The sequence below is a fragment of the Enterococcus sp. DIV0187 genome (genome assembly GCF_051713785.1).
In the GTDB taxonomy this organism is placed as follows: domain Bacteria; phylum Bacillota; class Bacilli; order Lactobacillales; family Enterococcaceae; genus Enterococcus_A; species Enterococcus_A avium.
In genome coordinates this window covers 2993100-3015744 of record NZ_JBIOQO010000001.1, presented here as the reverse complement: position 1 = coordinate 3015744, position 22645 = coordinate 2993100, and the positions used below count along the sequence as shown (strand labels likewise).

The window sequence follows — 22645 nt, the reverse complement described above, 5'->3', positions numbered from 1 at the left end:
TCATTTTTTGAACAGGTCTCAGGTAATAGAATTATCTGAGACCTGAATTCGTATGTTTATTGCATACTGAACACTTTCATTGATTCTACTACATTTTCCTTCATGCCTTCGATCCCTTTTTTGCTGATTTCATCGAAGAATGGTATTTCTGAGCCTAGACTAGTGATATACTCCTTGACCTTTTCGCCGCCAGATTTATTCATGTAAGCAAAGTAATTGATTTTACAGATGCCGTTTTTGATCGCTGTTTGCATGTCTTCTTTGGAAACACCGGAGCCGCCGTGCATCACCAATGGAATATCAACTACTTCAGCAATTTCAGAAACGCGATTTAAATTTAACTCCGGCTTCGTTAAGTAGATACCGTGAGCTGTTCCAAAAGCAATCGCCAAACAATCGACATTGGTTTGTTCAACAAATTTTCTAGCCGCTTCAGGATCAGTGTACATGTCGTCTCCTGCATGATCTTCCACATTATAGACAACACGGTCTTCCGCTCCGGCTTCGCCACCGACTTCAGAAGTAAAAACATGTCCTAACTCCGCTTCAACGCTGGCACCTAAAGCATGAGCAATTTTGACCATTTCACTCGTACCTTTTACATTTTCTTCAAAGCTCTGATCCGAAGCATCGAACATGACCGATGTAAACCCCATCTCCAATGCTTGTACACATAAATCAAAAGAAGTACCATGATCTAAATGAACGGATACCGGAACCTTAGCTTGTTTAGCATACTGGACCATAATCGGTCCTATTTCTGATAATGGGATCACCGGCTCATGTACCTGTGCGTGAGCAAGAATAACTGGCTGATTTAATTCTTCTGCGGCTGCAATCACAGCTCGAACTGCTTCTAGATTTGGCACATTATATGCTCCGATACCGACTTTTTTCGTCTGTGCTTCTTTCAATAACTCGTTCATTTTTACCAACATGTCATTTTCCTCGATTCAATTTTATTTTTCCAACAGATAATTTTCAGCTGTCTTAGACCAAATACCCTGATTCTCTGCCAATATCTTCCCAAGTTCGCTTGAAGGATCAATGTCATCAATTGCTTGTCGTTCCATTTCCTTTTCGACGTAGACTAATTTTTTACCTCCACCGATTTCTGGTTGTTTTAATGTCGTTTCTGCTACTGCATCTAATCCTAAAATATGGGTTACAATTTTAGCTACACCGACAGTTTTATTTTCGATCAAATTAATCGCATCGCGCATATCCTCTGTCGTTCCGCCGGAGGTTCCAACATAATGAGTATAGTAATAATGCACATTATAGAAATTGATCGACGAGCGGAACACTCGATTTTGCGGTCCAGCAAAGAAATTCAAGCAGCCATCCTCAGCTAGCAGATCTGAAGCTAAGGCGACGATTCCCTCCGTCGGTACCATAACAAAAATATCGTCAAAGCCGTTGGGCGCAATTTTTAATAATGCCGCTTTTTGTTCTTCCAATGATTGTTCCACGACATTGATAAAGGAAGCGGTCGTTTCGTCTGTACTCGGATAAAGCTTTTCCGCCCTAGCCAATTTATCTTCATGTAAATCAGTCACCACTAAATTCCGAGGCTTTCTTTCCCCGTGCAAAGCATAATCAATAGTCAATAATCCCATTGGACCAGTCCCACCTAGTAGCAGGAAATTTCCCTGCTCCTTGATTCCCATCTGATGATCATAGCTGCCTGGTTTTAAATGATAATTGGCTTTAAATGCACCAACCACACAAGAGAGTGGCTCGACCAAAGAGCCTTCAAAATAAGTATCACCATTGAATTCAAGTAAACAATCCTGCTTCATAACGTCGTTTGGAATCACGATGTATGTCGCGTCCCCACCGCAATAAACATAGGAGTATCCGGGACACGATGGATCGTCAGGTAACTGTAAATTCGCTTGACAGACATATTTTTGACCTTTTTTGAAATTATCTCGCCATTTGTCACCGATTTGTACCAGTTCTCCACAAAACTCATGACCAATGATGACTGGTTCTTTTTTCAAATCATTTGGCGATTTTTTATGATCCTCGCCTTGTTTGGCTAATTTCCACGTAGACATGCAGATACTGTCTGTCACGATCTTCATCAAAATCTCGTCTCGTTTGATTTTTGGTAATTCAAACTCTTCTAAACGTAAATCTTCTTTTCCATATAATCGAACCGCTTTTGTCTTCATCATCATTCTCCTAGCCTCTCGTTTTTCCACCAGCAATATTAATGGTCACGCCACTAATATATGAAGCTCGATCAGACATTAAATAAGCAACTGTGTCTGCCACTTCTGATAGCTTGCCGCTTCTGCCTAATGGGATCGTACTTGTTTTGCTGTAGCCGGCTCTTAACTCATCGACCGTCAAGCTTCGGGTATAAGCCAAGGCTTCTTCGTATGCCAAGGTACGTAAGCCAGTCTCTTCCATGATACCTGGTGCTAAACCAACTACTCGTACACCTTGTTTGCCTAATTCTTTCGACCAAGAGCGGGTCAAGCTATTGACTGCCGCCTTAGTCGCGGCATAGATACTTTGCCCTTCCGATCCTTCCAATCCACTTTCGGAAGACATATTGATGATGACCCCATTTCCTTGCTTGACCAAATGCTTTCCGACCTGCTGGCTCATCAAGTAGATTCCTTGTAAATTGACATTGATCATTTTTGAGAACAAATCATCAGAAATCTCATGTCGGTTCTTCGAATCAACCAACAAAGCCGGGATATTGATTCCGGCATTATTTATCAAACAATCGACTCGTCCGAATCTATCAAGTGTTTTAGATACTACTTCTTTAACCGATTCCCGTGAAGAAACATCCGTTTTCACAAAGAAAAGCTTCTCATGCTGAAACGATCCTTCATTCAAATCAGCATTGACAACATTCACACCTAATCCACACAGCTCTTTGATGATCGATGCACCGATTCCAGAGGAACCACCAGTTACGATTGCTGTTTTTCCTTTAAGATTTAACCACTCTTCCAAACTAACCCAATCCCTCCGAATTTATTTACATAGGCCTATGTAGAATTTGTTAACGTTTACAGTTATAATTATAGCAATCAATCATTTTTGAACAATAACTTGCGCAGTTTATTATCAACAATCACATTTATACGCTTTTTCAATCAAAAATGGACAAAACTAAAAAGGAGTGACTCCATGATACCTATTGAACGACATGAAACGATCCTTGATCTATTGAAGGATCGAAAGTTTATCACGACTGAAAAGTTGGCTAAAGAATTATTCGTCAGCAGTGCGACGATCAGAAGAGATTTAAGTATTTTAGAGAAGCAGGGGCAAATCAATCGAGTAAGCGGCGGCGCAAGCATTATTGAACCAGTCGTTTCTCCAATGGATCTTTCGCTGCATTATACAAATAGAATCCAATTAAAGGAAAAAGAACACATTAGCAAATTAGCGACTACGCTGGTGAAGGATGGACAGAAAATCTTTCTCGATTCCAGTACGACAGTAATGAAGCTGGCGGAGAAATTAGAACGCTTTGAGGATCTGATCTGTTTGACGAATTCGGTGACGACTGCTCAAACGATCCTGCAATTTGATAAGAAAAAGGTTCATTTGACTGGTGGCGAGGTCAATCCTTCATATATGAATACGTACGGCACAGAAGCGGTCAATAATATTGGACTGCATTACAGCGATATCACCTTCACTTCCGGACGTGGGCTGAGTGAGAAGGGGATCTCAGACACGAATCCTTATGAGGCGGAAATCAAACGAAGCTTTTCCAAAAGCACTCGATGCTTAGTCGCATTAATGGATCATAGTAAATTCGACGTAACCCACTTCAACATCAGTGTTCCCTTAGATCAAGTCGACATCATCGTTACCGATCGACCTTTGCCGGAGCAGCTGCAAAAGATCGTCGAAAAATTAAGGATACGGGTTATGTATTAGTTTTTTTAACAACACGTATATTCCAAAAAATACGAAAAGCAATCAAGCTCTTCTATTTAATCCAATCACCCCGACTTTTTCATTTTTATACACAAAAAACTTCAAGACAGCAGATACTACTGTCTTGAAGTCTTCTCCATTCATTTAAGTAATGCCAAGTCTGGCTGCTGCGTACTTTGAGCACCATGCTGACTTAATTCGATTGTACGTTGACCAAATCCTTTCGCAAATTCAAAATCATGGGTAATAATAACGAATGTTATCCCTTTATCGGCGAAATCGACGATCATTCGTTGAACTCGTCGCATATTTCCCACATCCAAGCCCGAAGTTGGTTCGTCTAGGATTAGTAATTCAGGCTCTCGCATTAGGCCAACAGCAAAAACCAAGCGTTGTTTCTGCCCACCAGATAATGTAGCCGGGTGCTGATCCTTGAATGTCCATAAATTTAATTCTTTTAATAGTTTCTCTGCTTTTGCCTGATTTTCCTCAGTTTTTTTCATCCCCAACAGCAGTTCATTCAGCACACTGTCAGAAAACAGCTGATAATCCGCATCTTGCAATACAAACCAACATTTCCCGCGGCGTTTTTTGGCCGATTGAAGCTGACCTTCGATACTGATCGCCCCTGCCTTTTCTTTGTTCAATCCGCACAGGGTACGAGCTAGGGTGGTTTTTCCTAAGCCATTCCCACCAGTAAACAGTACAATTTCGCCCTTAGGTAACTCTATATTAAGGTTCTTAATCAAACTTGGCGCTAATCGATGGTAGCCGATTGTTAAATCCTTCAAGGATAAAAATGGCTCCTTCACAGCCGTTTCTGCTCTTAATAATTCCGCAAGAGCAATTTCCCGCCTTTTGAATGCAGCTGCGCCTCTGATAACTGGCGAAACTCTTCAATCGTCCATTGGGCCGCGATTTCACCTTTTGCCATATAAACAACTCGATCAGCAGCCTCCATCAAATAATGAATGCGATGATCCGCAATCACCACCGTTTTTCCTGTTCTTTTTAGCTGCTCCACTGTTGCTGCTAATTGCGCATTGCTCTGATTATCTAAATTGGCGGAAGGTTCATCCAGTACAAAAATCTCAGGATGATGAACTTCGACTGCTCCCATCGCAACCTTTTGTTTTTCACCACTTGAAAGCTGTGATAATTTTCGTTCTCTTAAATAATCCATTCGATTTAATTCTAGTACCTGATCAATTCGCTGAGTAATCGTTTCTGCTTCAAGCCGATAATTTTCAGAGGCAAAGGCCAACTCGTCTAACACATTAGAAGTAAAGAATTGTGAACGAGCATCTTGAAAAACACTTCCGACTTGTTCCCCATATTCCCAATCTGCTAAAGTTGAGGTGCTTTTTCCATTTAATTGAAGATCACCGGTTAATTCTCCTTCGTAATAGTGGGGAATTAGTCCGTTAATCAAACGCGTCAGCGTGGTTTTACCGCAACCTGAGGCCCCAGTCACCAACACACACTCTCCTTTGTCTATTTCTAACGATAGGTTGTTCAATTGCGGTTCTTCGCCGTCATAACTAAAACAGACATCTGTTAATTTGATCGCTGATTTTCCCCTCATCCTCTAGACCTCCAAAAAGTTGAATGTAAAAATACAGATCGCATAACCGATAAAAAGAACAACCACTAATAAATCTCTGCTAGTCAAACGCGTCTGATAAATGGACGTTCGCTGTCCAGGATGATTCATCCCTTTCGTCATAGCAGCGGCCGTCAATTCATCCGTAATTTTCATGGTTCGCATCATTAAAGGAACAAAGGTGCATTCAAACGCCTGCAAGGGTCGCAGCCAGTTTCTAGATTGAGAATAGGATAAGCCTCGCAAGCGGGCGAACATTTGGATCGTGTCGTTTTCTATCTTGATGATAGGGAAAAAGCGTAACGTCACAGCTAAGGTGAGAATAAAATTTTTCGGTAATTTTAAGGACTGCATCGCAGCCATTAAATGTCCGGTCGGTACCTCTTGTAATATTCGCGCCATCATAATGACCGGACCGAACCGCAAGACCAGAAAGCATAAAAAACCAAGAATTTTTATACACTGCTGATCCGTCGCGACGATATAAAAATATAGTGCTGTTGTTGCGGCGATCACCACACTCATTTTAATCGCCAGTTGAAAAAAGCCTGAATAAATTAAATACAGCAGCGCGGAGACGTTCAATAAAATCAATTGATCCATCCCAGCGCACAACACTAAAATACTTTGAAGGATCAGTAAAAGAAACTGGATTCTCGGATCGATACTTTTTTTCATAAATGTCTCCTTTTAGCTAAGCAGATTTGATGACGCCCGCTTTTACAAAGTGCTTATTCAATAATTTGTACCCGAAGATGCAGCCTAAACAGATCGCAACAATCAACGCTGCGGCAGAAACCATGATCCAAAATGGCTCCGTTAAATATTCAAGCCGATTCTCTGTGTAGCCGGTACTTTCCATCAATGTATAATAGTAGTCAACAGAAATTGCTAAAATAATATAATTTGAAAATCCATATAGAAGATTATAGATCGTGAAGGCCACAGTTTGAGCACCCAACTTTCGGTACCCATTGGTTTTCGCCAAAATCACTTCGCCGATCACCCCGCCGATTATTGTGATTGGCAGGATATAGACGGTTCCCATTATGGCGTAAAATAGTCCGTTAATCGCACCAAAAAGTAACAGCGTCCCTCTTTTGCCAACCTTGTAGGCCATCAATAAGTAGATCGGACAAGTAAAAAACAAAACAAAAGCAGTCGCATAGGGATAAAACCAAGCCATGAACGGCAGAGTCACCATCGACATGACCATCATTACGACGATTTCTACTACTGTGTATAATCCGATCGTTAAATAATCTTTCGAGATAAGCTTATCTGTTTTTTTCTTTTTCATTCTGTCACTCCTTAATACTCCCTATTAGTGAATTACTATTTACTAAATTTCCAATTGGTGGCTTCATTTTGCATATCGACTAATTTTCGGTAAAGGTCGCAGGTTTGATAAAGGTCTGAATGTTTTCCTTTAGCCGCCACTTTTCCTTTTTCTAAAACAACGATCTGATCAGCGTTCATGACGGTTTTTAATCGATGAGCAATTACGATCACGGTTTTATCTGCTACCAGATTTTTGATGGCGCGCTGAACGCCCGCTTCATTTTCTAAATCGAGGGCCGCTGTCGCTTCATCCAATAAGATGATTTCAGACTGTTTAATGAAGGCTCGAGCAATACTGATTCGCTGCTTCTCTCCGCCCGACAAGGTTGATCCGCCTTCACCCACCAATGTGTCATAGCCATCTGGAAGGGCACTGATAAACTCATGACAATGGGCCTTTTTAGCCGCTTCTACCACTTTTTCAAAGGTAGCTGTCTGGTTACCGACACGAATATTATTTAAGATCGTGTCTTTAAATAGATAGACATCTTGAAACACCATCGATAGATGACTATAGAGGTTTTCTGGATTCACTGTCGTCAAATCTTTGCCACCGATCTCGATGACACCCTCTTGAACATCATAAAAACGCGCCAGTAGTTTTACGATCGTCGATTTCCCACTGCCTGACGGACCGACTAAAGCGGTCAATGTTCTCGGCTGGATTTCTACATTTATTTTCTGCAATACCGGCTCGTCTTTATAAGAAAAGCCCACGTCCTTAAAGTGAATCGTATAATCTTCAGTTAGCTCCTCGGTTCCTTGTACCTCTGGCTGATTGCGAATTTCCATGATTCGTTCGCCGCTGATCAGCGCATATCGCATCTCAGTATAATTGATCATCAAGGTAGTGAAGGGATCGTAAATCCGACTGGCCACGACAATAAAGACTAGAAAAACGGATTCTACCAGACTTCTTTGTGCAAGCAAGTAAGAACCCATGAAAACTAAGATCGGCAAGCCCATCCGTAAAAGCGAGATAGCTACCATGACAACCGGTCCTAAAAAACCTTCGATTCGGATGGATTCCTTGCGCAGTGTATCAAAAGCCTGTTGAATTCTGGCAAACTGCTGCCCGCCTAAAGAATAGGCTTTGATTTCTTTAATTCCCTGCAAATACTCTTGAAGGCGTGAAGCACTTTCTACTTTGGCTTGAATGTGTCGTCCGCCTAATTTCTTCATTAAAATATTCGACCCTTTAACTACCAACAAGACAATCGGCAGCATCGCATACAAGCATAGCGTCATTCGCCAATCAATCAAACATAAAGAAATGAAGGCCATAATCAGTAAAATGACTGCTGCAAGTGCCTGGGGAACCAAATGGGACACCGCGCTTTCCAACAGTGCATAGTCCCCCAACATCATAGTTGTTAAATCACCGGGATCGCGACTATCTAAAAAGCCTAACGAAAGTTTGCGTAAATGATTCGCTAACTTGGTGCGTCCTTTTTCGGAAACATCATAGGCCGCCGTATATTGTCTGTCGTAGGCGATCGTAGAAATCAAGACTTGTACCGCAAACCACACCACACTAGCCAGAATCAAATAGAGATACAGCCGTGTGTCTAATGAACGATTTTGCTGATAGGATTCAAACAGTTCGAAAATTCCATAAAATGCAATCACTGCAGGCAGTAAGCGGGCAATTGATTCTAACGTCGCCCAAAAAGTCGATTGAGCCAATGTTTTCGGTTCACCAGAGGTAATATTGTAAATCGCATCTTTCATCCTACTTGACCTCCCAATCTTTGGTTTCTTCATTGATCATCCACAATTTTTGATAAAGCGGATTGTCTGCCAGTAATTCTTCGTGGGTTCCAGCAGCTTGAATTTCGCCTTTATCACAAACCAAAATTTGATCCACATGCTGAATCGTCCAAAGACGATGAGCGATGATCAAAACCGTTTTTCCTTTGACCAGTTCACTGATTGCTTGTTGAATGTAGACTTCATTTTCAGCATCCGCATAGGCAGTCGCCTCATCCAAAACCAGAATGGGTGAATTTTTCAATAATGCCCGCGCAATTGAGATTCGCTGCGCCTCACCCTTAGATAAGAAAACACCCTGCTCACCGATCATCGTCTCGTAGCCACTAGGTAATTCTTGAATAAATTCATCACAACGCGCTAATTGAGCCGCCCAACGAACCTCTTCTAAGCTGGCTTTTTTATTACCTAAGCGAATATTCGCCGCGATCGTATCATTGAAAAGCGTGACATCTTGAAAAACAAACGAAACATCCCGCATTAAAGTATCAATCGTTACTTCGCGAATATCCGTTCCGCCGATTTTTATTGCGCCTTCTGCCGGATCGTAAAAGCGTAACAGCAGCTGAGCGATCGTGCTTTTCCCGCCGCCAGATGGTCCGACTAACGCGTTCATCGTATTTGGCTGCAAGTCAAAACTTACTTTTTTCAGTACCTGGTTGCCTTCTGTGTAGGCAAACGAGACATCTTCAAAGGAAATGCGATTGCCGGAAAACTTCGTGGTATCCGCTTTTTCGATTACAGGTGCTTCAGCAAAAATCTCATCGACTCGCTTTACTCCTTCATTGACATTACTAAAGGTAGAGGCGGCATACATCAACTTCATGAAAGGTCCCGTCGTCCCTGAAGCCAAAATGATAAACAGCATCACCGTTAGTGACAAAGTTTTGTCTTGTGGACTTTGACTGATTAAATAGGCCCCCAGCGGCATCACAAACAAAACAACAGATGTTATTAATGTGGTAAATAAAACGTAGCCTGTTCGAAAGCCATTCGACCAATCCATTACCAGGTTTCGATAATCCTTGATACTTTGATGGAATCGCTTAAAATTTCCGACAGATAGACCAAACACTTTAACTGCCGGCATCGCGCGTATATACTCCACACCATTACTGTTCATCGCTTCTAGCGCATCATGATATTGTTTAACTTTGTTGTTCTTCATCGTTTTTCCCATCAAACTAGCATAGATACCAACTGCAAGAAAAAGCGGGACTAGTGACATCAAGCCCAAGCGCCAATCAATCTTCAGCATCAGTCCAATATAGATCAGAGGGAAAATCAAAGCCGAGACAATATCTGAAATTTGATGTGCAATAAAGGATTCCATTTTTTCGACACACTGATCAATGATCTTCATCAATTGACCACTGGATTTTCGCGTAAAATAGCCCATTGAAACCTTTGACAAATGCTGCAGAATATCCATTCGGATTTCATACAAAATATCAAAGGCAGCAACATGCGAACACATAGATGAGGCATATAAAAGAATTACCCCCACCAATACGCTGCCCATCGAGACCAAGCTCCAATGGAACATTCTGCCAGCCGAATAATCTCCGACCATTAGTAATTCAATAATTTTGTAAATACAATAAAAGGGGATGAACTGGACCACGGTTGAAACCGTCGCTAAAATCCCCGAGGTTGTTAACAATCCCTGCTTTTTCTTGATGTAACGAATCAAGACTGATTCATCCTTCATTTATTTAACTCCTTCCTAATTTTTCATTAATCAACCAACAACTACGAAACCCAAATGATAATGAGATTCATTCTCATTTAACCATTTTTTCTGGTTGTTTTCAACATTATTTTGCAAGATACTTCACAAAAGATGTCAAAAACTGAGCTTCTAGATAGATTTATTATGGTCTAACTCGCTTGCTGGTTCTCTTTCACAAGGTTCTGCTATATTAAAAAAATCTATCTCCCGCCGAGGAGATAGATTCCACTATTTCTTTATTTGATTTCTTTTCGCTTCTTTAATGATTTTCAACGCACGTTTACGCGTCTTGATATTAGGACTTTTCAAACGGCGATAGGCACTTGCTAGATCAGTCTTCTCCATTATTTCTACCTCCCGTTTAATGCGCCAGCATTTCCTGTGCAATTTCCTGACCTGTCATGTTTACTGGATAATAGGTTGGCCAGTTATCGAGCTCTTCGTATAAGGCTTTTTGACTTTCTCCACCAAAATAAATATGGAAATGAGCCGCTTTTTCTGGTGCGATCCCGTGATCACTGAATTGAACATACTTGTAGTTTCCAGCATTCGGATCATCGGTTTCAAAAGTGAAACGAACACCACGATTGCCTTTTTCATACGTCAAAATTTCATATCCAGCATACTTATAGGTATATTTGTGATGTTTCCCGTTAACGATGAAATCCATCTGCTTACCAGTAATCTTTATTTCATCAACATCGGTTTTATACCCAGTTTTGTAGTATTCTTTATATTCTGCTGCTGTTTTATCTTTCTTCAGTTTGGCTTTGTAATCAAAAACTTGATCTAATGTACCTTTTTCCAATAACGGATAAACGGATTGCCATTCACCGGCATAATCAGATAACTTTCGGTCTTTTACTTGAGAATCTTTGAAATAGCCGTTATAGATTGTCTGCTCCGCCGCAGTTTCCTTTTCAGTCTTTATTTCTTTACCCGCAACATCCGTAGTTTTCTTTAATGCCTTCAAATTTTCTTTCATAACCGATACGTAGTTTTCACCTACATCCATCTGTTTCTTAGTTAAGCTTTCCAGCGGATTGAGCACCTCCAGCTGAACGTTTGTTTCATCAGCAAGTGTTTGTGCGGCTTTTCCTTGATTATTATTTTCGAAATAAATATAGTTGATCCCGTTATCTTCGACGTAGTGTTTCAGCTCCGCAATACGTGAAGGGTCGGGTTCTTGATCTGGATTGATCCCCGAAATTCCAACCTGATTCAAACCGTAGTCTAAAGCTAGATAGCTAAATGCAGTATGCTGTGTGACAAAATTCTTTTGCTTCGCCTCTTTAAGTGTATCTGTATAGTTTTTATCTAGGTCTTCAAGCTTTGCTAAATAGTTTTTAGCGTTTGTCTCAAAAATCGCTTTTTTCTCCGGATACAGTTTGACTAACTGATTTTTGATCGAAGTCACTTCTTTGATCGCTTGATGCGGCGATAACCATGTGTGAGGATCTAATTCATGATGATGCCCTTCTTCATGACTGTGATCGTGTTCTTCCTCGCCACCTGGCAGCAATAGCATTTCCTTGGTGCCTTCAATGACATTCGGTTTCCCTTTCTTCCAAGAGTCGATTGTACTTGGTACCCAGGTTTCCATATTCTCATTGTGATAAACAAACGCATCCGCTTCTGTAATCTTTGCTATGTCTTTGGCGGATGGTTCATAATCATGGGGCTCCGTTCCGGCAGGCATCAACAAAGAAACTTCTCCAGCATCGCCAACAATATTTTTGGTAAAATCATACATTGGGTAAAAAGTTGCGACAATTTTTAACTGCTTCTCTTTATTTTTAGACTCCGCTTGACTAGCTTCTTTGCAAGCGGATAAACCGACAAGCGCAAGTAGACTGATCAGTAGAATCCCTAATTTCTTTTTCATTTCAGACCTCTTTCTCTCGTTTAAATTTTTCTCATTGACTATTCAAATAAAAAAACACGCTTCACCTCTATCCCGTTTTTTGGATCGAAACTCTCCAAAAGAATCTTAAAAGAATTAGACTCCTCACCTCACTAACTATCCTCGTTAGACCATTACAATTTGCGGATGATAAATCGTAATGATTACGATTCGACAACGATACTTTATCATCCAGTCAAAATAGTGTCAAGATAAAATAACATGAGATTTTATTCATGTGAATGGAGAATCATTTTTCAATAGATATAATAAAAAAAAGCAATCAAATCCATCAATTTGATTGCTCTTCATTCATTATCTAGTTATTCAGCCTCATACTCTAAATCAGACACCGCCGATTCTTCCTTACTAAGGCGTCTGATACCAATCGTATAAAGAATTCCCGTCAAAAGAGCTGCGCTTGCATCAGCAAAAGGTGCCGCATGCAGCAAGCCATCCATTCCCCAAGTGTTTGAAAAAAGTAAAATTGCTGGAATCAGTAAAATAATTTGACGAGTCAATGTTAAGAAAATAGCCGACCGGGTTCTTCCTGTGGCCTGAAAGAAATTCGAAGCGACAATTTGGAAGCCGATAACTGGCAAACACAAAAACCATGTTTGCAAGGCCTTCGTTCCAAACGTCAGAAGTTCAGGCTCATTATTGAATAGCCTCACCAACTGTTCTGGCATGATCCTCGTTGCTAACCAACCAATACACACAATCGTCGTAGCGACCGTAATCGCATATTTTTGCGCTTCTTTTACCCGACCAAATTTTTTTGCCCCATAATTGAAACTAACGATCGGCTGTGCACCTTGAATAAGTCCAGTGATCGGCATCAATAGAATCGTTTGAATACTGTTGACGATTCCCATTCCAGATACCGCAATATCCCCGCCGTAGGTCAATAACGACATATTCAAAACGACGTTCAAAATGCTATTTCCCAACTGCAACAGAAAACTAGGCATTCCCAAAGTAGTGATGCGCACAGCGACACGCCCTTTGATTCGCATATTCTTAAGTCGAATCTGATGATGGCTGCGTTTACTAAGTAGATAACTTAAAATCCAAACCATTGAAATAAACTGTGACAAGATTGTAGCTAACGCCGCGCCTGCCATCCCCATATCAAAAACATAGATAAAGACTGGATCAAGAATGATATTGACGCCTGCGCCCATAAACATCGTGATCATGGCTAATTTAGGTTGTCCATCTGCTCGTAAAAAGTTATTCATGCCAATACTAACAATCTGAAAAACAGCCCCTGAAAAAATAATCCGCATATAACTGATGGCGTAAGGAAGAACGCTATCACTAGCGCCAAAAGTCGCCAACATTGGAGATAAAAACAGATGCCCCATCAGCATAAATAGGAGCCCGCTAATTATCAGTAAAGAAAAGGCATTTCCCATTGCACGCTCAGCTTCCTCTGTTTTTCCGGCACCTAGCTTCATAGAAAAAAGCGTCGCACCCCCGACACCAAATAAAATACCAATCGATAATAAAATAATCATAATCGGAAATCCGATTGTGATTCCCGCCAAACCATTTGCTCCCAAGCCAGGTGCATGACCGATATAGATCCGATCAACTACGTTGTACAACGCATTGACTACCATTCCAATGATTGCTGGAATAGAAAATTGCATTAATAACTTGGGAATTTTTTCTGTCCCTAACGGATTCGCTGCTTCCATTTAATTTCCTCCCTTTAAATCATGTTGTTCGGTTTTCTCGACCATCTCCTCTAATAATTCAAAAAGCAGATTACGCTTAGATTCATCCATTCCCTCTAGCATGATCTTATTCCAACCGACAAATTTTTCGACCATCGCTTCTCGCATATCTAGACCCTTTTGTGTCATAGAAATTTTATTGCAGCGTTTGTCCTTTTCATCCTTTTCCTTTGTAACCAGACCCTTTTTAATCAGCGATTGAACCGTCCGAGCCGTCAGTGCCTTATCTACTTGCAAGTAAGTGCTGATTTCCTCCTGAGTCACTGCGTTATGCCGATAAAGATACATCAGGATCGGCTGTTCTGCCGTAGTAATGTTCAACGGCTTCATCGCCGCATTCAAATAAATTTGATTTTTTCGATACAAAATCGAAATCGACCGTCCGACACTTCGTTTCATAATACCCTCCGAATCTTTTAAAAAACAATAGTTGACTACTCAACTAATTTATCAAGAATTAGTTGAGTAGTCAACTATTATTCAAAAAGAAATTTTAATAAATATGAAAAGCGAGCTTTCCCCGTGTTACACCTGTAACTAGCAGTTGGTAAAAATGTAATGGATTCATTTTCGCCTCATATGCGATTTGACTAAATCTCTTGTTCTTTTTTGATAAAAGCTATATCTACATCTCACCCCTTAACAAACTGCAAAAAGCCAAACTCGCAACTAGTTCATATTAATGGATTAACTTTTTCAAAAAGCGAAAAAGTTAGTCTTGTTCTCACTGCGCATACGATTTGGCTAAACTGCTTGTTCAATTTTTGGTAAGAAACTACATGTACGTCTCATGCTTAATAAACTGCAAAAAGCCAAACTCGCAAAAAAGCGATCAAAACCAATTGGTCTTAATCGCCTTGGATAGATTCTTTATGCACGCTCAGTATTTGAGCTTTTTGGTGTCTTATCACCCGTTGATTTCGCTAAACCTTTAATTGATCCGCGAATGATCATGGAAGCCGCAAAACCAACCAATGCTAAAACAGCGAATATTCGCAAAACATTCGTATATGAATGGAACATTTCAGTGATCTTCCCTAAAAAAATCGGACCGAACATCCCAGCCGCTGCCCAGGCAGTTAAGATATACCCGTGAATCGCACCGACTTCCTTTGAACCAAAGACATCGCCAATATACGCAGGGACAATCGAAAAGCCCGCACCATAACAAGTCATCAACAAACAGATCAATGCGGCAAACAGCAATGGCGAGCTTACTACTGATAAACTTAACAACACAACAATATCAATCACAAAAAGAATCGTGAAGACATTCTTACGTCCCAAGACATCTGAGATCAAGGCCCAAACCAACCGGCCGCACCCATTGAATACACCCATCACACCGACCATCGTAGCTGCCATGCCAGCAGTCATTCCGGTAATTTCTTGGGCCATTGGTGAAGCTTCTGAAACAAGCGAGATTCCGCAAGTAATATTTAAAAATAGCATAAACCATAATAGCCAAAAGGTTTTTGTTTTAATCGCTTGATTGGCGGTCAGTTGCACGCCGCGATATTGAATTTTCACTTCTTCTTTTGGATTGGGCGCTTCAAAGCCTTCTGGCGTCCAGCCAACTGGCGGTTTTTCCAAATACCGTGAAGCGGTGAACATCACTAAGAAATACGCAATCCCTAAAATATAAAAGGTCGAAGGAACACCGACACGCACCATCAACTGTTGGGCGATCGGTCCAGTGATCATAGAAGCAAAACCAAATCCCATGATGGCAAGTCCAGTAGCCAAGCCCTTTCTATCTGGGAACCATCGGATCATGGTTGATACTGGTGTAACATACCCAGCTCCTAAACCGATTCCGCCGATAATCCCATAAGTCAGATACAACATTGGCAGCGAATGACTAGAAACCGCAAAGCCAGTCGAGATGATCCCTAAACCGAATAAAATCGAGGCGACCGTTCCTGTCTTTCTTGGGCCAAATTTTTCTACAAATTTCCCCATAAATGCCGCTGATGTTCCTAAACAGAAAATCGCTAAACTAAATGCAAAAGAGATTGATGATTTATCCCACCCAGTCATCTCTTTAATTGGTTCCTTGAATACGCTCCACGCGTATGCTGAACCGATAGATAGATGAATCGCTACGCCTGACAAAGCGATCAGCCATCTATTTTTTTCCCTGCGCATCTTTTTTCCTCCTATTTTCCGCTGATTTATGTGTTTGAGTGTGACAAAAAATAGATAACAAACGTTATCTCAGACTGTAGACAAAGTCCATTTTATGGATGATGTCTACAGTCTTTTCTTTTATAATAGATTTATGAAAACGAATGCAAGGAGTGATAGTTATGATGTCTAAAAACAATACGAACGGTAGAAATCAATTTGCGATGCTCACGATTGATGATTTGGTTCCTCAAGATCATCTCGTTCGAAAGATTGATGCTGCGCTTGATTTTGAATTTATTTATCCAATCGTTGAAGCCACTTACTCCGATTTAGGTCGCCCAAGTATCGATCCAGTGATTCTGATCAAATTGGTGTTTATTCAGTATTTATTCGGTATCCGTTCCATGCGGCAAACCATTAAGGAAGTCGATACCAATGTCGCTTACCGCTGGTTTTTAGGCTATTCCTTCGAGGAGAAAATCCCCCATTTCTCAACTTTTGGAAAGAATTATGTCCGCCGATTTAGAGAAACGACGGTGTTTGAGGATATTTTTGCCTATATTTTAGAACAAGCAGTTAAAGCAGGTTTTGTAACAGAGGATCATTTGTATCTTGATTCTACCCACATCAAAGCTAACGCCAATAAACATAAGTTTACGAAAGAAATGACCCATGATGAAGCGAAAGCCTATCAGGATGAATTAGAAGATGAGATCAATCGTCAACGAATAGAGGCTGGAAAACGCCCTTTTACTTTGGACTTAGAAAAGGAAGTGAAGCTGAAAGAAAGAAAAATAAGTAAAGCTGATCCGGAAAGCGGCTACTACGTCAAAGGCGAACGAGAAAAACAATTTGCTTATTCTGCCCATACTTCATGCGACGACAACGGATTTATTCTTAGCACAATCATCACTCCTGGAAATATTCATGACAGTCAAGTCGCCTTTCAGCTCGTCAAACAATCGAAGAGACTTTTTCCTGAAATCAATTGTGTTGTCGCTGATGCTGGGTATAAGACACCTAAGTTTGTTCACTTTTTGACTCATTTGAACCTTCGACCTTGTTTGCCTTATTCAAGGCCCAAAGGGAAAAAGGGGCTATTATCAAAAAATGAGTTTCTCTACGACGAGTATTTTGATTGTTATATTTGTCCGCAAGATCAAATGCTCGCTTTTTCAACGGTTACTCGAGAAGGGTACCGAGAATACAAATCCAATCCAAAAGAATGTGTGAACTGTCCTCTGCTAAACCAATGTACCAAAAGTAAAAATCATCAACGAGTCATCACGAGACATGTTTGGGGAGATCTGATGGATGAAGTGGAACATCTTCGCCTAACGGATCTGAATAAATCAATTTACAAAAAACGGAAACAAACGATTGAACGAATATTTGCGGATGCAAAAGAAAAGCATGGGATGCGTTGGACCAAGTATCGAGGCTTGGAAAAAGTCGCGACGCATACGATGCTAGTGTTTGCTGCAATGAATTTAAAGAAATTAGCCACCTGGCTATGGAAAGGCAAGGAGCCTTTATTTTTTTGTTCAAAAATTCGAAACGAAGTAGATAAAAAGCTGTTCCAAGCTCGAGTTACGAGCTTGGAACAGCTTTTGTCTACAGTCTGAGATAACAAACGTTATCTTTTTTTGTTTGAAAAATATTTATTTTTAGCACTCAATAAACACGAGTATACGCTCTCATTTCGTTAAATTCAACTAAAATTTTGATATATTCCGAATATTGAGATTGTGTTAAAAAAAAGAATTCTATTTAATTTCTGTATGTATCTATCCCTATACAGATAAATGCACTTATAAAATAAAATTCTTCACATTCCTCGCCTATTTCCGCTTTAATAATTTTGATTCTTTCTTCACTTTTTAACCTTGAAAAAAAGACTATCAATCGAATTTCCCTTGATAGTCCCTAGACTCAGAATGAATCCCTTTTCTCACTCTTACTTCTTCATTTTTTGAATAAGCACATAAAATAATACCTTACCTACGCCTGTGTACTCTTCTAAATTAAAATTTCCGGCAATTTGGAAATCTTCACTTTGAGCCAATTCACCGTAGCTGCGGCCGATCAGTTGATCCAACTCTACTTGGTCTGTATAGTTTAGGTCAAAACAGGCATACGTTCCCGCAGGCAATTCAAACTCAGATGGACGAGTTTCTGTGGTTTCGGTATTTCCAATCAGATAACATTGTTCACCATCGATAACTGCGTTTACAGCTAGCAGATTCTCTTCAACCTTTGAGGCATATTCTTCTTTTGACCGCATCTTCTGTTTACTCATTTCTGCCAATCCATCCGCAGAATTCGGCGCATTCAAAGTTGTAATCCAACCGTAAACTGTCACGGCCTCTCTTTCAACAGTCTTAAACATGACTAGATTCCTTCTCTCTTTGAAGTTCTTTCCATTTTTCGCTAAAAAACAGGGAGTCATCCGTTACACGCTAAATATATAGTCCCAACCTAGTCAATGCAATAAAGATGCCTGTAGAAACCAACATCGTCTGTTTAAAAATGAATATAGCCCAGCGCAGCCAGGATCAAGAGCGTTGTGCATAAAATTATGAGAAACAACGTAACCAGCAAAAACATACTAACAGTGTTTTTAACCGAAGGAGTCATTACATCCTTCAGGTTTTTAAAGTGGATCACACATACCCAGCCCATAGCGATCGTTAACGACAGCTGAATCGGAATGATTCCAACCAGACTTCCGCCATTGATCGCTGCTACAAATCCAACAAATGAAAAAAGTAGCAGCGCAACTGCACAAATTACAGAAAATAAACCCACTTGAATCGACTGCAACAGCTTTGCCTCTTGCTTTATCTTAGCCATATACTTCACATCCCCTTTCATCAAATAATCAAGAGAAACTTCATAATAATCACTGATGGCAACTAGCGTTGGAATGTCGGGATAATTTTTCTCATTCTCCCAATTCGAAATCGTTTGGCGTGTCACGTGAAAAATTTTTGCCGCCTCTTGCTGTGTAAGTCCCCGCTCTTTTCTTTGCGCTTTTAAAATCTTAGCGATCATGATGATTTCTCCTTCCTAACTTGATGATAGGATTTCTAACTAAATTATACTAGAAAGCACCACTTACTTATTGTTTTTGTGACGCAAGAACTATTTGACATTGCCAATTTTTGCAACAAACTTCTCTTTTCCTGCAACAAACGAAAAAAAGATTCTTTCTGCTGACAATCCTTGCTATGCTTAAGTCACAGAAGGGGGAAACATATGAACATCAACTTTACCTGGGTGAAAGAAAAAGCCTTAAACGAAATTGATATTTTTGCGAATCCTGAAAACAGGGCCAAACTTGAACGTCTTGAAAAACTGCTGCAACAAGAACAGGAAATTGTGGCAATTGATCCCAAAAATAACCGTTCAATCAAATTACCGCTAGACCAAATAGTCTCTTTTGAAACCATGGGACATTTAGTCAACGTTCATTTAATCAATCAGCAGAACTATCTCATGCAAAAACGGCTTAAGGAATTGGTTACTTTAGAGAGTCAAAATTTTTATCGCATTAATAATTCGCAGATTTTAAATCTAAACTGTGTTCAATCCTTCCAATTAGGAGAGCACGCGCGTTTAGAAGTTCACACCAAAACAGATTCTACTTATATTGTCAGTCGTCACTATGCCAAGAAAATCAAGGAGGAACTATCATGTTCAAACAATTAAAAAATAATTTCTTTCAAGCAGGCTTTGGATCGTTTATTTGGATCACTATTCTTTGCTCACTCACAGATTTCTCTTCAAAAATTCCTTTTCATTATATCTGGAATCTCGTTGGAATCAGCGTTCTAATCGGCCTTTTATTCGGGATCGTCTATCCTTTTTTATGGAACTATTCGACCTTTAAAGCTTCAATCAATATTGTCATCTGTACAGTGTTAAATACGCTTTGCGCTTATACAGGCGTGTATCTTTATTCGACTCAGATGTTCGACCTGATCCGACCGTTCTTTATCGCCGTATTGCTGCTTACATTGATTCTGCATATCATCACCTTTTATTTCTACTCAAAACACGATAATAAAAAAATGGCCGCAGCATTAAACAATCTGAATGATTAAAAAAATCCCTGACTTTGTTTTCAAGTCAGGGATTTTTCTATGCTTTTAAAATGTTACGATCTTATCCGCCCACTCCACCATTTCGACACAATCAAACATCGTTGAAATTGGACAGGAGGTTTGATCCTCTAATTGTCGAGATTTGAGGCAAGTGCCGCAAGCCAATAGCTCGCCGCCTTGCTCTTCCAACTTCTGCATTTCCGCTGGCACATTGTATTGATCGTCTTCAATACTTTCAACTTCCACGGCTTCCCCCATAAGGAAAAATTTCATCTGATGCCCTTTCTTCAAAGCCGCTACACCAAATCGAAAAGCGTTCCAAGCTTTCTCATGCTCTTTGGTTTCCAGAATAATCGCTAATTTCATTTCATCCGCTCCTTTAGTCTTATAGTTTATACAGTGGATATTTCTACCCCAATCACTTTAAAGTATAGCCTTAAAAAAAACTGAAAACAATCCGCTTTTTACTATAAAAATAAAAGGTACCAGCACACGCTGATACCTTCATTCTTTTAACTTATGAATAGATTAGTCTAGAATTTTCGTTACATCTTCTTGCATTTTTCCTTGCGCAAGGATATTTACTCGAGTTTGCAACTCTTCATACATTGAAGCAACCGACTGACGAGACTCGTTTACTTCTTCAGAAATCTCTTTGGCTTGCTCGTTGATCATCGCCAACTCTTTCTTCGCTTCTTCTATAATCCGATATGCTTCCATCTTGGATTTTTCTACCATGCGATTGGCTTGTTTTCGTGCTGAAATCAACACTTCACCGATTTCCTGCTGTGCTGAAACTGCTTCTTGTTTTAATTGTTCATTTTCTGCACGAAGCTCGGCAACTTTTTCTCTTAGATCTAGGAGTTCTTTTTCTTGAAGCTCTTTCGCTTCTTGTTCTTCCGCCATTTGGTCCATCGCTTGGTCTTTTTCAACGATTACCTTATCTAATTGAGAATATTCTTCGTCTTTCTCATTGATCTCTGCAATCAATTCATCGATCTGGCCTTCCAATTGATGGATTTTTTCTAGTCGTTGGATTTCTTCATCTTTTTGCTGGGCAACTAGCGCTTGATGTTCTTCGTGAATTTCCTCCAACTCCTGTTCTACAGTAGCTAAATGGGCTACCGAATCCTTTAATTTTTCATTTTCTGCTAGAGCTTGTTCCAACTGCTGTCTCAACTGATCCAATTCTTGTGTCTCTTTCAGTCGTTGAACTTCTTGACGCGCTCGTTGGACCTCTGCTTCTAAATCTTGGATTTGGCGGCGATTTTGGGCCTTTTCTTCTCCCATCCTTAATACAGATTGACGATAATTCTCGTTTTCTTTGGTTAACTGCTGAGTTTGTGCCGACATTTCCTTTTTATATTTCTGTAAAACTTGTTCCTTTTCAAAAATCAAACGTTTTAACTCTTTGATTTCTTCCGCTTGCTTTTCTGGAGTCTCTGGAATTGTGTTATCAGAAACCATCTTCAAAGCGGGAGCAGGCTTCGCCTGTGTTTGCGCCTGCGCTGCCGGCGGGGTTTGCTCCTCGTTTTCAACTCTCTCTTCTGGAACAGAATTGATCTCATCGATAATGTTCTTGTTGAAAAACCATCCGCTCTTTTTTTGTTGTGCTACCATTTTTTTCCCTTCTTTCCGTTAGTCTTCTTCTTGAATCATTAAAAATTTATCTTCTCCATTCTCACGAGAGAAAGTACAGCTATAATCTTGTTTCTGCTTCTCCCCATCCCTTACATTTAGCTGGAAGGTGATCTGTGTTAGATTGGATATCCCCTCTGCTTCAGCAGCAAAGGCTGTGATATTGTCTTTAATTTGTTGACGATTGTCTTCACTGGTCAAGTCACCAGCCAAGGCAATATTCAACGTTTGAGTCGGTATATCTAAGACGATCAATGTCGTCGGTAACCCAAAGTAAGGACTGAGTTTGCTGGAAAGATCACTCTCCATTGCGTATTGATTTTCACGACTATCATCAGAAAATAATTCGTCCCACGCATAATCCTGCAAGCCGATTCCCTCTTGCGGGTACTCTTTGACAGGCAGCTTATTGACTAATTTCTTTTGTTCCTTTTTCATTACTTGGACATCATCTTTCAGTGTATTGTTCTGCTCATTCATCGCATACAGCTGATTTTGTACCTGAAACAGGCTGTATGTGCTTAGAAGCATTCCCACTGCGAGACAGAAGATTACGAATAATAACGCCGATACATGCTTTGATTGTTGAATTTGCTTAACATAATCCAACTTCCGCTGAAAAGTCGCCGATGCATCTCTTGGTGGCTTAATCATCTGCAATCGAACGTTGATAACCATTCGATATAACCACACTAGGAGCACTAAAATGATGAGCCCTACACAAATCCAGTTAATGATTATCACGTATTTTCCCCTTTT

Annotated in this window: 23 protein-coding genes; 4 read left to right on the top strand and 19 right to left on the bottom strand. The window is 40.3% G+C overall.

Features of this window, described 5'->3' with window-relative positions:
- Positions 1-56 precede the first annotated feature (56 nt).
- From IGI52_RS14785 to IGI52_RS14775, 3 genes are read right to left on the bottom strand one after another with little or no spacing between them, the layout of a single operon-like run.
- Positions 57-938, bottom strand: coding sequence for a class II fructose-bisphosphate aldolase (locus IGI52_RS14785; protein ID WP_311922419.1), 882 nt, complete (start codon positions 936-938; stop codon positions 57-59).
- Between the two features lie 21 nt (positions 939-959).
- Positions 960-2180 carry a zinc-binding dehydrogenase gene (locus IGI52_RS14780; protein ID WP_438781639.1) on the bottom strand — a complete coding sequence of 407 codons (1221 nt, stop codon included), beginning with the start codon at positions 2178-2180 and terminating at the stop codon, positions 960-962.
- 10 nt (positions 2181-2190) lie between these two features.
- Entirely contained in the window at positions 2191-2982 is a 792-nt protein-coding gene (locus tag IGI52_RS14775) for an SDR family oxidoreductase (protein ID WP_311872470.1), read from the bottom strand.
- A 177-nt stretch (positions 2983-3159) separates the two neighbouring features.
- On the opposite strand from IGI52_RS14775, the gene IGI52_RS14770 reads away from it, so the two are divergent.
- Positions 3160-3921: a DeoR/GlpR family DNA-binding transcription regulator gene (locus tag IGI52_RS14770; RefSeq protein WP_216453823.1), complete on the top strand. Its 762-nt coding sequence runs from the start codon at positions 3160-3162 to the stop codon at positions 3919-3921.
- A 140-nt stretch (positions 3922-4061) separates the two neighbouring features.
- Here IGI52_RS14770 and IGI52_RS14765 read toward each other — a convergent pair whose 3' ends face one another.
- The 11 genes from IGI52_RS14765 to IGI52_RS14715 form a co-directional block, all read right to left on the bottom strand.
- Positions 4062-4712 (bottom strand): ATP-binding cassette domain-containing protein, encoded by a 651-nt coding sequence (locus IGI52_RS14765; protein WP_311872468.1) that lies wholly within the window; start codon positions 4710-4712, stop codon positions 4062-4064.
- 35 nt (positions 4713-4747) lie between these two features.
- On the bottom strand, positions 4748-5506 hold the full coding sequence (locus IGI52_RS14760) for an ABC transporter ATP-binding protein (RefSeq protein WP_311872466.1): 759 nt from the start codon (positions 5504-5506) through the stop codon (positions 4748-4750).
- 3 nt (positions 5507-5509) lie between these two features.
- Complete coding sequence (locus tag IGI52_RS14755; protein ID WP_438781637.1) at positions 5510-6202, bottom strand: energy-coupling factor transporter transmembrane component T; 693 nt, start codon at positions 6200-6202, stop codon at positions 5510-5512.
- 16 nt (positions 6203-6218) lie between these two features.
- Positions 6219-6824: an MptD family putative ECF transporter S component gene (locus tag IGI52_RS14750; protein WP_049221309.1), complete on the bottom strand. Its 606-nt coding sequence runs from the start codon at positions 6822-6824 to the stop codon at positions 6219-6221.
- Between the two features lie 35 nt (positions 6825-6859).
- On the bottom strand, positions 6860-8596 hold the full coding sequence (locus IGI52_RS14745) for an ABC transporter ATP-binding protein (protein ID WP_311872463.1): 1737 nt from the start codon (positions 8594-8596) through the stop codon (positions 6860-6862).
- Position 8597: 1 nt separating this feature from the next.
- Complete coding sequence (locus IGI52_RS14740) at positions 8598-10346, bottom strand: ABC transporter ATP-binding protein (RefSeq protein ID WP_311872462.1); 1749 nt, start codon at positions 10344-10346, stop codon at positions 8598-8600.
- A gap of 249 nt (positions 10347-10595) precedes the next feature.
- Positions 10596-10712, bottom strand: coding sequence for a putative metal homeostasis protein (locus tag IGI52_RS14735; RefSeq protein WP_102866097.1), 117 nt, complete (start codon positions 10710-10712; stop codon positions 10596-10598).
- Positions 10713-10728: 16 nt separating this feature from the next.
- On the bottom strand, positions 10729-12252 hold the full coding sequence (locus tag IGI52_RS14730) for a metal ABC transporter solute-binding protein, Zn/Mn family (RefSeq protein ID WP_438781636.1): 1524 nt from the start codon (positions 12250-12252) through the stop codon (positions 10729-10731).
- A 341-nt stretch (positions 12253-12593) separates the two neighbouring features.
- A complete protein-coding gene (locus IGI52_RS14725; protein ID WP_137440349.1) occupies positions 12594-13973 on the bottom strand; it encodes an MATE family efflux transporter in 1380 nt (459 codons plus the stop codon).
- Entirely contained in the window at positions 13974-14411 is a 438-nt protein-coding gene (locus IGI52_RS14720) for a MarR family winged helix-turn-helix transcriptional regulator (protein WP_438781635.1), read from the bottom strand.
- Between the two features lie 471 nt (positions 14412-14882).
- A complete protein-coding gene (locus IGI52_RS14715; RefSeq protein ID WP_016181743.1) occupies positions 14883-16160 on the bottom strand; it encodes an L-lactate MFS transporter in 1278 nt (425 codons plus the stop codon).
- 161 nt (positions 16161-16321) lie between these two features.
- On the opposite strand from IGI52_RS14715, the gene IGI52_RS14710 reads away from it, so the two are divergent.
- Entirely contained in the window at positions 16322-17767 is a 1446-nt protein-coding gene (locus IGI52_RS14710) for an IS1182-like element ISEfa7 family transposase (RefSeq protein WP_438780458.1), read from the top strand.
- 332 nt (positions 17768-18099) lie between these two features.
- On the opposite strand, the gene IGI52_RS14705 is transcribed toward IGI52_RS14710, so the two are convergent.
- Both IGI52_RS14705 and IGI52_RS14700 read right to left on the bottom strand, forming a co-directional pair.
- Entirely contained in the window at positions 18100-18531 is a 432-nt protein-coding gene (locus IGI52_RS14705; protein WP_438781634.1) for an effector binding domain-containing protein, read from the bottom strand.
- A gap of 134 nt (positions 18532-18665) precedes the next feature.
- Positions 18666-19196, bottom strand: a complete 531-nt coding sequence (locus tag IGI52_RS14700) for a helix-turn-helix domain-containing protein (protein WP_016181745.1) — start codon at positions 19194-19196, stop codon at positions 18666-18668.
- 204 nt (positions 19197-19400) lie between these two features.
- Between IGI52_RS14700 and IGI52_RS14695 the strand changes: the two genes are divergently transcribed.
- Positions 19401-19853, top strand: coding sequence for a LytTR family DNA-binding domain-containing protein (locus IGI52_RS14695; protein WP_137440352.1), 453 nt, complete (start codon positions 19401-19403; stop codon positions 19851-19853).
- On the top strand, positions 19838-20248 hold the full coding sequence (locus tag IGI52_RS14690) for a hypothetical protein (protein WP_049221335.1): 411 nt from the start codon (positions 19838-19840) through the stop codon (positions 20246-20248). Before IGI52_RS14695 ends, IGI52_RS14690 begins: the two co-directional genes overlap by 16 nt.
- A gap of 45 nt (positions 20249-20293) precedes the next feature.
- On the opposite strand, the gene IGI52_RS14685 is transcribed toward IGI52_RS14690, so the two are convergent.
- From IGI52_RS14685 to IGI52_RS14675, 3 genes are all read right to left on the bottom strand, one after another.
- Positions 20294-20614 (bottom strand): DsrE/DsrF/TusD sulfur relay family protein, encoded by a 321-nt coding sequence (locus tag IGI52_RS14685; RefSeq protein ID WP_127978246.1) that lies wholly within the window; start codon positions 20612-20614, stop codon positions 20294-20296.
- A 162-nt stretch (positions 20615-20776) separates the two neighbouring features.
- On the bottom strand, positions 20777-21868 hold the full coding sequence (locus tag IGI52_RS14680) for a hypothetical protein (protein WP_016181749.1): 1092 nt from the start codon (positions 21866-21868) through the stop codon (positions 20777-20779).
- Positions 21869-21886: 18 nt separating this feature from the next.
- Positions 21887-22630: a hypothetical protein gene (locus IGI52_RS14675; RefSeq protein ID WP_016181750.1), complete on the bottom strand. Its 744-nt coding sequence runs from the start codon at positions 22628-22630 to the stop codon at positions 21887-21889.
- Positions 22631-22645: the final 15 nt, after the last annotated feature.

Excerpts from the sequence above, each read along its gene's own strand:
- IGI52_RS14685 (WP_127978246.1), bottom strand. The coding sequence starts at position 20,614 with ATGAAATTAGCGATTATTCTGGAAACCAAAGAGCATGAGAAAGCTTGG.
- IGI52_RS14755 (WP_438781637.1), bottom strand. The coding sequence starts at position 6,202 with ATGAAAAAAAGTATCGATCCGAGAATCCAGTTTCTTTTACTGATCCTT.
- IGI52_RS14710 (WP_438780458.1), top strand. The coding sequence starts at position 16,322 with ATGATGTCTAAAAACAATACGAACGGTAGAAATCAATTTGCGATGCTC.
- IGI52_RS14745 (WP_311872463.1), bottom strand. The coding sequence starts at position 8,596 with ATGAAAGATGCGATTTACAATATTACCTCTGGTGAACCGAAAACATTG.
- IGI52_RS14720 (WP_438781635.1), bottom strand. The coding sequence starts at position 14,411 with ATGAAACGAAGTGTCGGACGGTCGATTTCGATTTTGTATCGAAAAAAT.
- IGI52_RS14705 (WP_438781634.1), bottom strand. The coding sequence starts at position 18,531 with ATGTTTAAGACTGTTGAAAGAGAGGCCGTGACAGTTTACGGTTGGATT.
- IGI52_RS14690 (WP_049221335.1), top strand. The coding sequence starts at position 19,838 with ATGTTCAAACAATTAAAAAATAATTTCTTTCAAGCAGGCTTTGGATCG.
- IGI52_RS14715 (WP_016181743.1), bottom strand. The coding sequence starts at position 16,160 with ATGCGCAGGGAAAAAAATAGATGGCTGATCGCTTTGTCAGGCGTAGCG.
- IGI52_RS14785 (WP_311922419.1), bottom strand. The coding sequence starts at position 938 with ATGTTGGTAAAAATGAACGAGTTATTGAAAGAAGCACAGACGAAAAAA.
- IGI52_RS14695 (WP_137440352.1), top strand. The coding sequence starts at position 19,401 with ATGAACATCAACTTTACCTGGGTGAAAGAAAAAGCCTTAAACGAAATT.
- IGI52_RS14725 (WP_137440349.1), bottom strand. The coding sequence starts at position 13,973 with ATGGAAGCAGCGAATCCGTTAGGGACAGAAAAAATTCCCAAGTTATTA.
- IGI52_RS14740 (WP_311872462.1), bottom strand. The coding sequence starts at position 10,346 with ATGAAGGATGAATCAGTCTTGATTCGTTACATCAAGAAAAAGCAGGGA.
- IGI52_RS14680 (WP_016181749.1), bottom strand. The coding sequence starts at position 21,868 with ATGGTAGCACAACAAAAAAAGAGCGGATGGTTTTTCAACAAGAACATT.
- IGI52_RS14760 (WP_311872466.1), bottom strand. The coding sequence starts at position 5,506 with ATGAGGGGAAAATCAGCGATCAAATTAACAGATGTCTGTTTTAGTTAT.
- IGI52_RS14735 (WP_102866097.1), bottom strand. The coding sequence starts at position 10,712 with ATGGAGAAGACTGATCTAGCAAGTGCCTATCGCCGTTTGAAAAGTCCT.
- IGI52_RS14770 (WP_216453823.1), top strand. The coding sequence starts at position 3,160 with ATGATACCTATTGAACGACATGAAACGATCCTTGATCTATTGAAGGAT.
- IGI52_RS14750 (WP_049221309.1), bottom strand. The coding sequence starts at position 6,824 with ATGAAAAAGAAAAAAACAGATAAGCTTATCTCGAAAGATTATTTAACG.
- IGI52_RS14730 (WP_438781636.1), bottom strand. The coding sequence starts at position 12,252 with ATGAAAAAGAAATTAGGGATTCTACTGATCAGTCTACTTGCGCTTGTC.
- IGI52_RS14780 (WP_438781639.1), bottom strand. The coding sequence starts at position 2,180 with ATGAAGACAAAAGCGGTTCGATTATATGGAAAAGAAGATTTACGTTTA.
- IGI52_RS14700 (WP_016181745.1), bottom strand. The coding sequence starts at position 19,196 with ATGATCGCTAAGATTTTAAAAGCGCAAAGAAAAGAGCGGGGACTTACA.